The 14,230-nt window shown below is 52.4% G+C and carries 19 protein-coding genes; 11 read left to right on the forward strand and 8 right to left on the reverse strand.

Annotated elements, in window-relative coordinates:
* Nucleotides 1-25 precede the first annotated feature (25 nt).
* Genes lptB through GUC46_RS02505 form a run of 6 tightly spaced genes read right to left on the reverse strand, consistent with a single transcriptional unit; the run spans nucleotide 26 to nucleotide 4,411 of the window.
* Nucleotides 26-751, reverse strand: coding sequence for an LPS export ABC transporter ATP-binding protein (gene lptB, locus GUC46_RS02480; protein ID WP_003025073.1), 726 nt, complete (start codon nucleotides 749-751; stop codon nucleotides 26-28).
* A gap of 6 nt (nucleotides 752-757) precedes the next feature.
* On the reverse strand, nucleotides 758-1,306 hold the full coding sequence (lptA, locus tag GUC46_RS02485) for a lipopolysaccharide ABC transporter substrate-binding protein LptA (protein WP_003025070.1): 549 nt from the start codon (nucleotides 1,304-1,306) through the stop codon (nucleotides 758-760).
* Entirely contained in the window at nucleotides 1,275-1,850 is a 576-nt protein-coding gene (gene lptC / locus GUC46_RS02490; RefSeq protein WP_003025068.1) for an LPS export ABC transporter periplasmic protein LptC, read from the reverse strand. The genes lptA and lptC overlap by 32 nt, the downstream gene beginning before the upstream one ends.
* Nucleotides 1,847-2,413, reverse strand: a complete 567-nt coding sequence (kdsC, locus tag GUC46_RS02495) for a 3-deoxy-manno-octulosonate-8-phosphatase KdsC (protein ID WP_003025065.1) — start codon at nucleotides 2,411-2,413, stop codon at nucleotides 1,847-1,849. Before kdsC ends, lptC begins: the two co-directional genes overlap by 4 nt.
* Nucleotides 2,414-2,433: 20 nt before the next feature.
* Complete coding sequence (kdsD, locus tag GUC46_RS02500; protein ID WP_003025063.1) at nucleotides 2,434-3,420, reverse strand: arabinose-5-phosphate isomerase KdsD; 987 nt, start codon at nucleotides 3,418-3,420, stop codon at nucleotides 2,434-2,436.
* A gap of 13 nt (nucleotides 3,421-3,433) precedes the next feature.
* Nucleotides 3,434-4,411, reverse strand: a complete 978-nt coding sequence (locus GUC46_RS02505; RefSeq protein ID WP_003839941.1) for a calcium/sodium antiporter — start codon at nucleotides 4,409-4,411, stop codon at nucleotides 3,434-3,436.
* 215 nt (nucleotides 4,412-4,626) lie between these two features.
* Between GUC46_RS02505 and mlaF the strand changes: the two genes are divergently transcribed.
* The 7 genes from mlaF to murA all read left to right on the forward strand — a co-directional run bounded on the left by mlaF (nucleotide 4,627) and on the right by murA (nucleotide 9,475).
* Nucleotides 4,627-5,427: a phospholipid ABC transporter ATP-binding protein MlaF gene (mlaF, locus tag GUC46_RS02510; RefSeq protein ID WP_003025057.1), complete on the forward strand. Its 801-nt coding sequence runs from the start codon at nucleotides 4,627-4,629 to the stop codon at nucleotides 5,425-5,427.
* Between the two features lie 19 nt (nucleotides 5,428-5,446).
* Complete coding sequence (gene mlaE, locus GUC46_RS02515; protein WP_003025053.1) at nucleotides 5,447-6,229, forward strand: lipid asymmetry maintenance ABC transporter permease subunit MlaE; 783 nt, start codon at nucleotides 5,447-5,449, stop codon at nucleotides 6,227-6,229.
* 4 nt (nucleotides 6,230-6,233) lie between these two features.
* Nucleotides 6,234-6,791: an outer membrane lipid asymmetry maintenance protein MlaD gene (mlaD, locus tag GUC46_RS02520; RefSeq protein WP_003025050.1), complete on the forward strand. Its 558-nt coding sequence runs from the start codon at nucleotides 6,234-6,236 to the stop codon at nucleotides 6,789-6,791.
* 18 nt (nucleotides 6,792-6,809) lie between these two features.
* Entirely contained in the window at nucleotides 6,810-7,445 is a 636-nt protein-coding gene (gene mlaC / locus GUC46_RS02525; protein WP_003025047.1) for a phospholipid-binding protein MlaC, read from the forward strand.
* Complete coding sequence (gene mlaB, locus GUC46_RS02530; protein ID WP_003025045.1) at nucleotides 7,445-7,738, forward strand: lipid asymmetry maintenance protein MlaB; 294 nt, start codon at nucleotides 7,445-7,447, stop codon at nucleotides 7,736-7,738. The genes mlaC and mlaB overlap by 1 nt, the downstream gene beginning before the upstream one ends.
* Before the next feature lie 169 nt (nucleotides 7,739-7,907).
* Nucleotides 7,908-8,162, forward strand: coding sequence for a BolA family iron metabolism protein IbaG (ibaG, locus tag GUC46_RS02535; RefSeq protein WP_003025040.1), 255 nt, complete (start codon nucleotides 7,908-7,910; stop codon nucleotides 8,160-8,162).
* A gap of 53 nt (nucleotides 8,163-8,215) precedes the next feature.
* Nucleotides 8,216-9,475, forward strand: a complete 1,260-nt coding sequence (murA, locus tag GUC46_RS02540) for a UDP-N-acetylglucosamine 1-carboxyvinyltransferase (RefSeq protein ID WP_003839949.1) — start codon at nucleotides 8,216-8,218, stop codon at nucleotides 9,473-9,475.
* A 56-nt stretch (nucleotides 9,476-9,531) separates the two neighbouring features.
* Here the strand turns inward: murA and sfsB are convergent, their stop codons facing one another.
* Both sfsB and ispB read right to left on the reverse strand, forming a co-directional pair.
* Complete coding sequence (gene sfsB, locus GUC46_RS02545) at nucleotides 9,532-9,816, reverse strand: DNA-binding transcriptional regulator SfsB (RefSeq protein WP_003839952.1); 285 nt, start codon at nucleotides 9,814-9,816, stop codon at nucleotides 9,532-9,534.
* Nucleotides 9,817-10,039: 223 nt separating this feature from the next.
* Entirely contained in the window at nucleotides 10,040-11,011 is a 972-nt protein-coding gene (ispB, locus tag GUC46_RS02550; RefSeq protein WP_003025033.1) for an octaprenyl diphosphate synthase, read from the reverse strand.
* Between the two features lie 258 nt (nucleotides 11,012-11,269).
* Here ispB and rplU point away from each other — a divergent pair, with 258 nt between their 5' ends.
* From rplU to cgtA, 4 genes are all read left to right on the forward strand, one after another.
* A complete protein-coding gene (gene rplU, locus GUC46_RS02555) occupies nucleotides 11,270-11,581 on the forward strand; it encodes a 50S ribosomal protein L21 (protein WP_003025032.1) in 312 nt (103 codons plus the stop codon).
* Nucleotides 11,582-11,600: 19 nt separating this feature from the next.
* Nucleotides 11,601-11,858, forward strand: coding sequence for a 50S ribosomal protein L27 (gene rpmA, locus GUC46_RS02560; protein ID WP_003025030.1), 258 nt, complete (start codon nucleotides 11,601-11,603; stop codon nucleotides 11,856-11,858).
* Between the two features lie 127 nt (nucleotides 11,859-11,985).
* Nucleotides 11,986-12,951, forward strand: coding sequence for a DMT family transporter (locus tag GUC46_RS02565; protein WP_003844844.1), 966 nt, complete (start codon nucleotides 11,986-11,988; stop codon nucleotides 12,949-12,951).
* A gap of 15 nt (nucleotides 12,952-12,966) precedes the next feature.
* Entirely contained in the window at nucleotides 12,967-14,139 is a 1,173-nt protein-coding gene (gene cgtA, locus GUC46_RS02570) for an Obg family GTPase CgtA (RefSeq protein ID WP_003025024.1), read from the forward strand.
* Nucleotides 14,140-14,230 lie beyond the last annotated feature (91 nt).

Raw genomic sequence — 14,230 nt, forward strand, 5'->3', positions numbered from 1 at the left:
CGGTGACGTGAAGTCTTCTACCCTATCAGAGTCTGAAGTCTTCCCCAAGGTATACGCGCTTAACGTGCTCATCCTGCAGTATTTCTGTTGGCGTGCCGTGCGCGATCAGGTGCCCCTGACTCACGATATAGGCGCGCTCACACACTGCCAGCGTTTCGCGGACGTTATGGTCGGTAATCAGCACGCCAAGGCCGCTGTCGCGCAGGTGTTCGATGATCCGTTTGATATCAATAACGGAAATCGGGTCAACACCGGCAAACGGTTCATCCAGCAGGATAAATTTCGGATTAGCGGCCAGTGCGCGGGCGATCTCCACGCGGCGTCGTTCACCACCGGAGAGCGACTGCCCCATACTGTCACGCAGGTGCTCGATGTGGAATTCTTCCATCAGCTCGTTGGCGCGATCTTCCCGCTGCTCGCTGGTCAGATCGTCACGAATTTGCAGTACCGCCATCAGGTTATCAAACACGCTCAGGCGACGGAAAATCGATGCTTCCTGCGGTAAGTAGCCGATGCCGCGACGCGCGCGCGCATGCAGAGGCAGCAGGCTGATGTCTTCGTCATCAATGATAATGTTACCCGCATCGCGCGGGACAATGCCGACCACCATGTAAAAGGTTGTTGTCTTGCCTGCACCGTTAGGACCGAGCAGACCGACGATCTCCCCGGAGTTGACGGTCAGACTGACATCTTCCACCACACGACGGCCTTTATAGGCTTTTGCAAGGTTCTTTGCAGTTAATGTTGCCATAACGAATCAGTTACCTTTTTTCTCTGCCGGAGCCTTGTTTTTGTCCTGCAACTGCGACGGAACCAGAACGGTGGTGACGCGTTTGCCTTTATCGCTGAAGGCCTGCATTTTCTGCTCTTTTACCAGATAGGTGATCTTATCGCCCGTGATGTTGCTATCGAGCTGTTCCAGATACGCCTTGCCGGTTAGCACGACAAAGTCTTTCGCCAGTTCATAGTGCATCTGCGAGGCGCGGCCTTTAACCGGTTTACCGTTGTCCTGCATCTGGTAAAACGTCGCTGGATTGCCATAGCCGTCAATCACTTCTTTGCCGTCTTCGCCGCCAGGACGGGTCACGACGACTTTATCGGCGTTAATTTTGATGGTGCCCTGAGTCACAATCACGTTGCCAGTAAACGTTACCACGTTGCCCTGCATATCCAGGGACTGCTGGTCCGACTCAATGTGAATCGGCTGCTCGGTATCGCCGGTGACGGCAAATGCCGGAATGCTGGCGGCCAGAAGTGAGCTGGCAAGTACAAGATTAAGGCTGAGTTTGTTTGTTTTGGATTTCATATGAGGTTCTAACCTTTTCAATCAGCTCGGCGTTCTTGCTGCGTAAGTTGCCGCGCATCTTCAGTCCGCTGGAGTTAAATGTTGTGCCATACAACGTCACCAGATCATCGGAAGTGACATCTTGTGTCACCAGGTTAATCTGCGCGTTATCGGTCGTAATTCTGCGTAGTTGAGAGTCAGGCACCAGGGCGTTAACCTCAACATGGCCGTACAGATACAGCATCCGATCGTTGGTCAATTTGGCTTTATCGGCCTTGATCGTCCAGGTCGGTACTTTATCCTTATCAAATGTGGTTAATACTGGTTGAGTAAACCACGAAACCGCTTGTTCCGAATAATATTCAACGTGTTGTGCGATCAAGTGATAGCTCAGCGCGCCTTCCGGACTATACACGACGGTATCAGTATGTTCGCTCTTATAGGTTGGCTCGTTGTTATTGACGACGACCTGAGCGGTGTCCTCTTTGTCTGCCAGATTAATACCAATCATCACAAGGACAGCCAGCGACAGTAGAATGATAACCCAACGTCTGGTTTTGCTCATATCGATTGCCCTTTGGCCTCGTCCAGTTTGCCCTGCGCCAGGAGTAATAAATCGCAGACTTCACGCACAGCGCCACGTCCCCCATTAATACGGGTGACATAATCGGCCCGCGGGATCAGCAAAGGGTGGGCATCTGCCACCGCGACGCTCAATCCCACTTGTGCCATCACCGGCCAGTCGATCAGGTCATCGCCAACGTAGGCGACATTCTCCGGTGCGATCGCCAGTTTGCTAAGGAGATCGCCAAAGGCAACCAGTTTGTCTGACTGCCCCTGATACAGGTGGGTGATCCCCAAAGTGGCACAGCGATCTTCTACAAGTTTAGCCTTTCGTCCGGTAATAATGGCAACCTCAATACCGGAAGTGAGCGCACAGCGAATTCCGTAACCATCGCGGACGTTAAAAGCCTTCAGCTCTTCACCGTTGTTGCCCATATAAATCAGACCATCAGACAGTACGCCATCCACATCCAGGATCAGCAAACGGATGTTTTCTGCCCGGGTGATAACGTCTGCGCTGACGGGTCCATAACAGGTCGCAAGCGACGCACCTGCTTTACTCATTTTCGTTATCCTTGAGTTTCTTACACTACACCTGCACGTAGCAGATCATGCATATGTAACACACCGAGTAACTGGTCGCCATCAGCAACCATTACCGAGGTGATATGGCGGGACTGCATTAAGTTCAGGGCATCGACGGCAAGAATACCCGGACGCACGCGAATGCCTCCAGGGGTCATCACATCGGCAATGCCTAACTGGCGTACATCAACGCCCATATCGAAGACACGACGTAAATCACCATCGGTGAAAATACCGTCAATCTTCATGGCATCATCGCAAATGACGGTCATGCCGAGATTTTTACGCGTGATCTCAATTAAGGCGTCACGCAGGCTGGCGTTTTTGGTTACATGCGGGATCTCGTCGCCCGTATGCATAATATCGTTAACGCGCAGTAAAAGCTTACGGCCCAGTGCGCCACCGGGATGAGACAATGCAAAATCTTCCGCGGTAAAGCCGCGCGCTTTTAATAATGCCACCGCAAGGGCATCGCCCATCACCAGTGTTGCTGTCGTGCTGCTGGTCGGCGCCAGGCCTAACGGACAAGCTTCCTTGGGCACTTTAACACACAGATGCACATCTGCTGCACGCGCCATACTGCTTTCCGGACGACCGGTCATGCAGATAAGCGGTACATGAAGACGTTTTAATACCGGGATCAGCGCCGCTATCTCATTGGATTCACCGGAGTTAGAGATGGCGATGACCACATCCTGCGGCGAGACCATACCCAGATCGCCATGTGCAGCTTCGCCTGGGTGTACAAAAAATGAGGGGGTGCCGGTGCTGGCAAATGTGGCTGCCATTTTCCGCCCGATATGGCCGGATTTCCCCATTCCCATCACCACGACTTTGCCCGGGCAACTGAATATTTTCTCGCATGCCAGGGTAAAATTTTGGTTGATGTACTGATCAAGCTCCGCCAGGCCTTCACGTTCAATTGCCAGGACTTCCTTGCCTGCTTGCTGAAAGTCAAAACCCGGTTGCAACTCTAAGTGCGACATAATGCGTTTCCAGTTATCCAACGAGAAGTGGCGATAACCAATACAGCATCGCCAGCCATATGATAAAACCGCCGGTCAGCAGCGCGCCCGCGCCGCGACCAATCTGGCGCGGACGTCGCCAGCAGAGTAATGCAAAAATAACGCTCACCAGCAGCATGACGCTGTAGTCCCGGACGAAGGCCATCGGATTGACTTCGCCCGGCGTAATCAACGCCGGTAGCCCGAGGACGATAACAATATTAAAAATGTTCGCGCCGATAATGTTACCGACGGCAATATCGTTTTCACCTTTACGCAGACCCGCAATCGCCGTTGCCAGTTCCGGCAGGCTGGTACCAATGGCGACCACCGTCAACCCGATGGTGAGTTCGCTCATGGCGAAATAGTTCGCCAGTACGGTAGCGTTATCTACCACCATACGCGTAGCCATAGGCATAATAATCAGCGCAATACCCAACCACAAAAATGCGACGGGTAACCCGCCTTCGCGCGGCAGCTCAGCTATCTGCTCGCGTGTCAGGCTGTCATTGCCTTGTCGCTCGGCCAGACGGGCGATTTTAACAATGAATAGCAGCCATAGCACGGCCAGGAGCAGAAGAAAGAAACCGTCGCTGCGGCTCAACTGCCCGTCATACAGGACGGATGCAGCTAAAATACTTACCAGCAACATTAGCGGTAATTCACGACGCAGAACATCAGAATGCACGGTAAAAGGATGAATCAGCGCCGACAGGCCTAAAATAAGCAGAATGTTGGTGATGTTAGAACCTATGGCGGTCCCGACAGCCAGATCGAGTTGCCCATTCATCGATGCGGCAACGGAGACAATGATCTCGGGTAACGACGTACCAATGCTGACCACGGTCATTCCGATGATAATGGGGGGAATACCGACGTTTCGACATAAAATGGATGCGGCAAATACCAGACGGTCGGCACCGTAGACCACCAGAAGTAAACCAATTATTAACAGCGCCGTCGCTAAAAGCATCTAAAGTCCTTTCTTCAGGTATACTCGCCGGTCCTCTTGAAGGATCTTCTGGAAGCCGTAACGAAGTCTTAATTTTGACTTTATGCGGCTAAAAAGTAAAACAAATGCCAGCTTTCGCTAACCAGGACAGGCAATAATCTGTAAATATGTTGAGTTCAGGGCTAAATTGAGCGCCAAACTCTTCGATCAACAAGGCAATAGTAAAGGATGAATCAATGGGGCAGTCTGTGGCGAATCTAGTCGATATGCGCGATGTCAGCTTTTCCCGGGGTGACCGCTGCATCTTTGATAATATTTCCCTGACGGTACCGCGCGGTAAAGTGACGGCAATCATGGGGCCATCAGGCATCGGCAAAACGACGCTGTTGCGTCTGATTGGCGGACAGATCTCACCGGATAAGGGCGAGATTCTGTTTGACGGTGAGAACGTCCCGGCCATGTCCCGTTCGCGTTTATTTACCGTGCGTAAGCGCATGAGTATGCTGTTTCAGTCAGGTGCGCTATTTACCGACATGAATGTGTTTGACAACGTTGCGTACCCTCTGCGCGAGCATACGACGTTGCCAGCGCCGTTGCTGAAGAGCACGGTGATGATGAAGCTCGAGGCCGTCGGTCTTCGGGGTGCGGCCAAATTAATGCCTTCTGAATTATCCGGCGGGATGGCGCGCCGCGCTGCGTTAGCGCGTGCTATCGCGCTGGAGCCTGACCTCATTATGTTTGATGAGCCGTTCGTCGGTCAGGATCCCATCACCATGGGCGTGCTGGTGAAGTTGATTTCAGAACTGAACAGTGCGCTGGGTGTCACCTGTGTGGTGGTATCCCATGATGTGCCTGAAGTACTGAGTATTGCGGATTACGCCTATATAATGGCGGACAAAAAAATAGTGGCCTACGGTAGTGCTCAGGCACTACAAGAAAATGCCGATCCGCGCGTACGCCAGTTCCTTGACGGCATTGCCGATGGACCGGTTCCGTTCCGTTACCCGGCGGGTGACTACCATATCGATTTACTCTAAACAGGGAGTTAAGCCACCCATGTTGTTAAATGCGCTGGCATCACTCGGACATCGAGGAATAAAAACCCTCAGGACGTTCGGGCGAGCCGGATTAATGTTGTTCAATGCGGTTGTCGGCAAACCGGAGTTTCGCAAACATGCGCCGCTGCTGATACGCCAGCTTTATAATGTCGGTGTCTTATCGATGCTGATCATTATTGTGTCAGGCGTATTCATCGGTATGGTGTTGGGATTGCAGGGATACCTGGTGCTGACGACCTACAGTGCGGAAACCAGCCTCGGTATGCTGGTGGCGCTGTCATTGTTACGTGAGCTGGGGCCGGTTGTTGCGGCGCTGCTGTTTGCCGGGCGGGCCGGATCGGCCTTAACTGCAGAGATTGGCCTGATGAGAGCGACCGAGCAGCTTTCCAGCCTGGAAATGATGGCCGTCGATCCACTGCGCCGGGTGATCTCTCCGCGTTTTTGGGCCGGTGTCATTTCATTGCCGCTGCTAACGATTATATTTGTCGCCGTGGGGATCTGGGGTGGTTCACTGGTTGGCGTAAGCTGGAAGGGTATTGATGCGGGCTTTTTCTGGTCGGCTATGCAAAATGCCGTCGACTGGCGTCTGGACCTGGTCAACTGTCTGATTAAGAGCGTGGTGTTCGCCATTACGGTCACCTGGATTGCATTGTTCAATGGTTATGATGCGATCCCGACCTCTGCCGGGATTAGCCGGGCAACGACACGCACCGTTGTGCACGCCTCTCTTGCCGTTCTGGGGCTGGATTTTGTGCTGACCGCACTGATGTTTGGGAATTGAGTTCATGCAAACGAAAAAAAATGAAATTTGGGTCGGGTTATTCCTGCTGGTTGCGCTGCTGGCTGCGCTGTTTGTCTGCCTGAAGGCGGCGAACGTTACCTCAATGCGTACTGAACCGACTTACACGATTTATGCGACCTTTGATAATATCGGCGGCCTGAGAGAGCGTTCTCCGGTGCGGATTGGCGGGGTGGTAGTTGGACGCGTATCGGACATCTCGTTAGATCCGAAAACGTACCTGCCGCGCGTGACGCTGGAAATCGAATCGCGTTTTAACCATATTCCTGACACCAGTTCTCTGAGCATCCGTACTTCCGGTCTGCTGGGCGAACAGTATCTGGCATTGAACGTGGGTTTTGAAGATCCTGAGCTGGGAACGTCTATCCTCAAAGATGGCGGTACGATTCAGGACACGAAATCCGCGATGGTGCTGGAAGATATGATTGGTCAGTTCCTTTACAACAGCAACAGCAAAGGTGATGACAATAAGAATTCTGGCGATGCGCCAGCCGCAACTGAAGGCAATAATGAAGCCACTACGCCTGCGGGCGCAACGAAATAATATCAGGAGAATCGACGTATGTTTAAACGATTGATGATGGTGGCTATGCTGGTGATTGCTCCACTTAGCGCGGCAACCGCAGCAGACCAGACTAACCCGTACAAACTGATGGATGAGGCGGCGCAAAAGACCTTTGACCGTCTGAAAAACGAGCAACCAAAAATCCGTTCCAACCCCGATTACCTGCGTCAGGTCGTCGATCAGGAACTGCTGCCTTATGTGCAGGTTAAGTATGCCGGTGCGCTGGTGCTGGGTCGTTACTACAAAGATGCGACTCCTGCCCAACGTGAAGCCTATTTTGCTGCATTCCGTGAATATCTGAAGCAGGCTTACGGCCAGGCACTGGCGATGTACCACGGCCAGACCTATCAGATTGCCCCTGAGCAGCCGTTGGGTGATGCGACCATCGTACCTATCCGCGTAACCATCATCGATCCAAACGGTCGTCCTCCGGTACGTCTGGATTTCCAGTGGCGTAAAAACTCCCAGACCGGTAACTGGCAGGCGTATGACATGATCGCCGAAGGCGTAAGTATGATCACCACCAAACAAAATGAGTGGAGCGACCTGCTGCGTACCAAAGGTATTGATGGCCTGACGGCACAGCTGAAATCTATTTCTCAGCAGAAAATCACGCTGGAAGAGAAAAAATAATGACGCAGTCACTCACCTGGACGCGCGAAGGCGACAAGCTGGTGCTGGTGGGAGAGCTGGATCAGGACGTGTTAAATCCCTTATGGGATGCGCGAATTGAGGCGATGAAAGGGGTATCCTGCATCGATCTGAACCAGGTATCCCGGGTAGATACCGGCGGTCTGGCGTTACTGTTGCATCTGATTAATCAAGGCAAGCAGCAGGGAAACAGCGTTTCGCTCACTGGTGTTAACGATAAAGTGTACACGCTGGCGCAGCTTTACAATCTGCCTGACGACGTCCTTCCGCGTTAATTTTTCCAGGCCGGATAAGGTCTTGTGCCGCTATCCGGCAAAACCCCCGAGGGGGATCTGCCACTAAAGCCTTGTCTGATTTATCAGCGAGGCTTTTTGCTTATTTATGACAGCGCCACTTTGCTCTAAGATGTTGGGCTGTTTTCACTATCTGACGAATGAAGAGCCCATGGAAAATAATGAAATTCAGAGCGTGCTGATGAATGCACTCTCCCTCCAGGAAGTCCACGTTTCTGGCGACGGCAGTCACTTTCAGGTTATTGCCGTGGGTGAGATGTTTGAAGGCATGAGCCGGGTCAAGAAGCAGCAATCGGTCTATGGCCCGTTGATGGAGTACATTGCGGACAACCGCATTCATGCCGTGTCGATTAAGGCGTTTACCCCAGCGGAATGGGCGCGCGATCGCAAACTTAACGGTTTTTGAGCTACGGGTGATGTGCCGGTAGCGAAGATAAATTCTAAACAGAGAACAGAATAATGGATAAATTTCGTGTTCAGGGGCCAACCAAGCTCCAGGGCGAAGTCACAATTTCAGGCGCTAAAAACGCCGCACTGCCGATCCTGTTTGCGGCGCTGCTGGCTGAAGAACCTGTAGAGATCCAAAACGTCCCGAAACTGAAGGACGTTGACACATCAATGAAGCTGTTGAGCCAGCTGGGTGCGAAAGTTGAGCGTAATGGTTCCGTGCACATTGATGCGCGTGATGTGAACGTCTTCTGTGCGCCGTACGATCTGGTGAAAACCATGCGTGCATCCATTTGGGCGCTCGGGCCGCTGGTTGCCCGCTTTGGTCAGGGCCAGGTTTCACTACCGGGCGGCTGCACCATCGGCGCGCGTCCGGTGGACCTGCACATTACCGGTCTGGAGCAGTTAGGCGCGACTATCAAGCTGGAAGAAGGCTATGTGAAAGCGTCCGTTGATGGCCGTCTGAAAGGCGCGCATATTGTCATGGACAAAGTGAGCGTCGGTGCGACTGTCACCATCATGTGTGCAGCAACGCTTGCCGAAGGCACCACCATCATCGAAAACGCTGCGCGCGAGCCGGAGATTGTGGATACCGCGAACTTCCTGATTGCTCTGGGCGCGAAGATCACTGGCCAGGGCACCGATCGTATTACGATCGAAGGCGTTGAGCGTCTCGGCGGCGGTGTGTATCGCGTTCTGCCAGACCGCATCGAAACCGGTACCTTCCTGGTGGCGGCGGCAATTTCTCGTGGCAAAATTATCTGCCGTAATGCACAACCGGACACACTGGATGCCGTTCTGGCGAAACTGCGTGATGCGGGTGCGGATATCGAAGTCGGCGACGACTGGATCAGCCTTGATATGCACGGCAAACGTCCGAAAGCGGTTAATGTGCGTACTGCGCCGCATCCGGCGTTCCCTACCGATATGCAGGCCCAGTTCACGCTGCTGAACCTGGTGGCAGAAGGGACCGGCTTCATCACGGAAACCGTGTTTGAGAACCGCTTTATGCACGTGCCTGAGCTGAGCCGTATGGGCGCTCACGCAGAAATCGAAAGCAATACCGTGATTTGCCACGGCGTGGAAACACTCTCAGGCGCACAGGTTATGGCGACCGATCTGCGTGCATCTGCAAGTTTAGTGCTGGCAGGTTGTATTGCTGAAGGTACAACAGTGGTCGATCGTATTTATCACATCGATCGCGGCTATGAGCGCATCGAAGATAAACTGCGTGCGCTGGGCGCAAACATTGAGCGCGTGAAAGGCGAGTAATCGTCAACGTCTCTTGTAACCCCCAGTTCAGTTGGCCGGGGGTTACAGCTCAATGTTCATTCCGGATTCTTTTTCTCTCTGCGACTCCTCATCATCCGCGTTCTGTCGATGAACTCATGCGTTTTGGCATCGTGATAGCGTGACGGCCAAATCACCCAGGGATCAGTTCCCAGTGCCCGGGCGATAATCAACTCACCTTTTGGCCATGGTCTCGTTAACGCATTTGCCAGAGTTGATGAACTCAATCCATTTTTACGTGATTCAGCGGCCATTGAGGTCCCTTTCTTGCGCAGTCCGGCGATGATGTCGGCCGGATGCCAGTCAATCAGCTTGTTTTCCATAAATTCATCTCTCCTTTGGTTAACGACTTACGGTTCCACGATCGGTTGTGGCGACACTATAACTCCCGAAGAACGAATGTTCTAAAATGTTCATGTAAAGTGTCTGTATATTCAGAATATGCCAAGGTTATGCGTGATTATCCGGAGGAGAGTGGGGGGGGTTACTAGAACTTATAAAAAAATCCCGTGCAGAGCACGGGATGAGGGAGGATGCTGTAGGGAATTAACGGTCGCGCTGTACGGCGATATGTGCCAGACCAATCAGCGCTTCTCTCCACGGCGTATCAGGCAGCACCTGCAACGCAGCGATGGCCTTATCAGCCTCTTCTTCTGCACGTTGGCGCGTCCACTCCAGGGAACCACAGGCGTTCATCGCTTCAAGAACCGGCTCCAGAAGGTGACGACCATTACCTTGCTCAATGGCCTGGCGGATCATTTGCGCTTGTTCTGGAGTACCGTGGCGCATGGCATGCAGCAGCGGCAGCGTAGGTTTACCCTCGTTGAGGTCATCACCGACGTTTTTACCCAACTGCTCGCCATCTGCGCTGTAATCCAGCAAATCGTCAATTAACTGGAAAGCTGTGCCGAGATAACGGCCATAATCCTGCAACCCTTTTTCTTGTTCTTCGCTACAGCCAGCCAGAATGCCTGAACATTGGGCTGCCGCTTCAAACAACCGCGCCGTCTTACTGTAGATGACGCGCATATAGTTTTCTTCGGTGATGTCTGGGTCGTTGACGTTCATCAGCTGCAAGACTTCACCTTCGGCGATGACGTTGACTGCTTTCGACATGACTTCCAGCACTTTCAACGAGCCAAGGCTAGTCATCATCTGAAATGCGCGGGTATAGATAAAATCGCCAACCAGCACGCTGGCCGCATTACCAAACGCCGCATTTGCCGTAGCTTTCCCACGGCGCATGTCTGACTCATCCACAACATCATCGTGCAGCAGGGTCGCTGTGTGGATAAACTCGATGAGGGCCGCAATCGTAACGTGCGCATTTTCCTGGTAACCAACAGCCCGCGCTGCGAGGACGGCGATCATTGGGCGAATGCGTTTTCCGCCACCGCTAACGATGTAGTACCCCAGTTGATTGATCAACTGAACGTCAGAATTGAGCTGTTCAAGGATTGTCGCATTGACCCCCGCCATATCTTGCGCGGTTAACTCATTGATTTTTTCTAAATTCATCGCAAAAGCCGGGCTTCTCGCCCCGATTACCTTACTGTATGAGAAGGTAACGTCGGGTTTAGGGTTATAAATATATGCTGATTGTACTGAAAAAACGCCGTAGATAAACGTTACCGTACGTGTTGTGTTTTTTTTCTTCATGTATTGACGGTAGCACTTGTCAAAGGCTCGCGTTTTGCGTAATATTCGCGCCCTATTGTGAATATTTATAGCGCACTCTGAATCATCAAAAAGGTGTGCGCGGAAGCGGAGTTTTTTATGTACGCGGTTTTCCAAAGTGGTGGTAAACAACACCGAGTAAGCGAAGGTCAGACCGTTCGCCTGGAAAAGCTGGACATCGCAACTGGCGAATCTGTTGAATTCGCAGAAGTTCTGATGATCGCAAACGGTGAAGAAGTCAAAATCGGCGTTCCTTTCGTTGATGGCGGCGTTATCAAAGCTGAAGTTGTTGCTCACGGTCGTGGCGAGAAAGTTAAAATTGTTAAGTTTCGTCGTCGTAAACACTATCGTAAGCAGCAGGGCCATCGTCAGTGGTTCACTGATGTGAAAATCACTGGCATCAGCGCTTAAGTTAAGGGGAGCAGATTAAATGGCACATAAAAAGGCTGGCGGCTCGACTCGTAACGGTCGCGATTCAGAAGCTAAACGTCTGGGCGTAAAACGCTTCGGCGGTGAAACAGTTCTGGCTGGTAGCATCATCGTTCGTCAACGTGGTACTAAATTCCACGCTGGCTCTAACGTTGGTTGCGGCAAAGACCACACTCTGTTTGCTAAAGCAGACGGTAAAGTGAAATTTGAAGTGAAAGGCCCGAAAAACCGTAAATTCATCAGCATCGTTGCTGAATAAGTTTTTCGCGTCCCGGTAACGGATAAAAGCCCCGCAACACGTTGCGGGGCTTTTTACATTCGACGGCCGGTAAATACGCTCGTCACGCCGTGACAACCCGGAAACGAGCCCTTGCAGGGAATACGGCATGAAGCAACAGGCAGGCATTGGTATTCTGTTAGCACTCACAACGGCAGTATGTTGGGGGGCTTTGCCAATAGCAATGAAGCAAGTGCTGGAGGTGATGGAGCCTCCTACCGTGGTGTTCTACCGTTTTTTAATGGCAAGCGTTGGCCTTGGCGCTATTCTTGCGGTTAAAAAAAAGCTCCCTCCATTGCGTATTTTTCGCAAAGCGCGTTGGCTGGTGTTGCTGGCTATCGCAACCGGTGGGCTGTTCGGTAACTTCATTCTGTTTAGTTCATCCTTGCAGTATTTGAGCCCAACGGCTTCGCAGGTTATCGGTCAGCTGTCACCGGTTGGTATGATGATCGCCAGCGTCTTTATCCTGAAAGAAAAGATGCGCGGCACGCAGGTGATTGGCGCCATTATGCTTCTGAGCGGCCTGGTCCTGTTTTTTAATACCAGTCTGATCGAAATTTTTACCCGACTCACCGATTACACCTGGGGCGTTATCTTTGGTGTCGGTGCGGCGATGGTCTGGGTGAGCTATGGGGTCGCGCAAAAGGTGTTATTGCGCCGCCTGGCATCACCGCAGATCCTGTTTTTACTGTACACTTTATGTACGATAGCGTTGTTGCCGCTGGCTAAACCCGGTGTCATCACGCAGCTCAGCGACTGGCAGCTGGCATGCCTGGTATTCTGCGGCCTGAATACGCTGGTAGGATACGGCGCTCTTGCGGAAGCGATGGCGCGTTGGCAGGCGGCGCAGGTGAGCGCTATTATCACGCTCACGCCGCTGTTTACGTTGTTATTTTCAGATTTATTATCACTGGCCTGGCCCGATTTCTTCGCCAGACCGATGCTAAACCTATTAGGTTATCTCGGTGCGTTTATCGTGGTTGCGGGCGCGATGTATTCCGCCATTGGTCATCGAATTTGGGGCGGTTTACGTAAGCATGAAACGGTGGTTTCGCAACCCCGCTCAGGCGAATGATTTACGGAGAGTAAAATGAAGTTTGTTGATGAAGCATCGATTCTGGTCGTTGCAGGTGATGGCGGTAATGGTTGCGTCAGCTTCCGCCGCGAAAAGTACATCCCAAAAGGCGGTCCGGACGGTGGTGATGGTGGTGACGGTGGTGACGTTTGGCTGGAAGCCGACGAAAACCTGAACACGCTGATCGATTACCGTTTTGAAAAATCATTCCGTGCGGAACGTGGTCAGAATGGCGCGAGCCGTGATTGCACCGGTAAGCGTGGCAAAGACGTCACGATTAAAGTGCCTGTTGGTACGCGTGTTATCGATCAGGGCACGGGCGAAACCATGGGCGACATGACCAAGCATGGTCAGCGTCTGATGGTCGCTAAAGGCGGCTGGCATGGTCTGGGCAACACCCGTTTCAAATCATCGGTTAACCGTACTCCGCGTCAGAAAACAATGGGTACGCCGGGTGATAAGCGCGATCTGATGCTGGAGCTGATGCTGCTGGCAGACGTGGGTATGCTGGGTATGCCAAATGCCGGGAAATCGACGTTTATCCGTGCAGTATCTGCGGCGAAGCCGAAAGTCGCTGATTATCCCTTCACCACCCTGGTGCCGAGCCTGGGCGTGGTGCGTATGGACAACGAAAAGAGCTTCGTTGTGGCCGACATTCCGGGGCTGATTGAAGGAGCGGCTGAAGGCGCAGGCCTGGGTATCCGCTTCCTGAAACATCTGGAACGTTGCCGCGTGTTGCTGCACCTCATCGATATCGATCCGATTGACGGTTCCGATCCGGTAGAAAACGCACGTATCATTATTGGCGAACTGGAAAAATACAGTCAGGATCTGGCATCTAAACCGCGCTGGTTAGTGTTCAACAAAATTGATTTGATGGACAAGGCTGAAGCGGAAGAGAAAGCGAAAGCGATCGCCGAAGCGCTGGGCTGGGAAGGTAAATATTACCTGATCTCTGCCGCCAGCCAGCTGGGCGTGAAGGATCTTTGCTGGGATGTGATGACCTTTATCATCGAGAACCCGATTGTTCAGGCTGAAGAAGCGAAACAGCCAGAGAAAGTTGAGTTCATGTGGGATGATTATCACCGCCAGCAGCTCGCTGAAGTCGAAGACGAAGCGGAAGATGACTGGGATGACGATTGGGACGAAGAAGACGACGAAGGCGTCGAGTTCATCTACAAGCGTTAATCGCATGAAAAACCCCGGACAAGTTGCCGGGGTTTTTGTTTCCAGTTTGCGTAGGCCGGATAAGCGTAAGCGCCATCCGGCATCTTCAAAA

This window comes from Citrobacter sp. LUTT5, from assembly GCF_009905315.1.
Classification (GTDB): Bacteria; Pseudomonadota; Gammaproteobacteria; order Enterobacterales; family Enterobacteriaceae; genus Citrobacter; species Citrobacter freundii.